General features: G+C 39.3%; 1 protein-coding gene. It reads right to left on the minus strand.

The features are described 5' to 3' along the window. Positions 1-5 precede the first annotated feature (5 nt). Positions 6-443: an IS6 family transposase gene (locus WMO44_RS15010; RefSeq protein ID WP_349153058.1), complete on the minus strand. Its 438-nt coding sequence runs from the start codon at positions 441-443 to the stop codon at positions 6-8. Positions 444-529 lie beyond the last annotated feature (86 nt).

Here is a 529-nt window from a genome sequence, read left to right on the forward strand (position 1 = left end):
CCGATCTAGCCGAAGAGCGTTCCATTTCTTCGGTTCTTTTTATATATTCCTCGAATGGTCTCCATGCCCTTAATCGTGGAAGAGGCTGTACGGAGACTTTGATAAAATTTATTCCGTCGTTTAATAGGTTGATGGTCTTGTTCTATTAAATTGTTAAGATACTTCACAGTTCGGTGCTCTGTCTTAGTATATAAACCCACACTCTGTAACTTTCTAAAGGCGGAGCCAAGAGAAGGTGCTTTATCGGTCACAATTGCTTTCGGCTCACCAAACTGTTTATGGAGTCGTTTTAAGAAAGCATAGGCTGCTTGCGTATCCCGTTTCTTTCGTAACCAGATATCTAAGGTTAAGCCGTCCGCATCAATTGCACGATAAAGATAATGCCAACGTCCCTTAATTTTGATATAGGTTTCGTCCATTTTCCATGAATAAATGTTTGTCATACTACGATTTATCGTTGGGTGAAAGAGTACAGCAAAGTCCTCTATTATCTTTGGAAGAAGAAAAATAGACAATCCTTCTATTCATG

It is taken from the genome of Faecalibacterium tardum, assembly GCF_040096515.1.
GTDB lineage: Bacteria > Bacillota > Clostridia > Oscillospirales > Ruminococcaceae > Faecalibacterium > Faecalibacterium tardum.

Bases quoted from the DNA above. Each gene is read 5' to 3' on its own strand.
- WMO44_RS15010 (WP_349153058.1), bottom strand. From the start codon at position 443: ATGACAAACATTTATTCATGGAAAATGGACGAAACCTATATCAAAATT.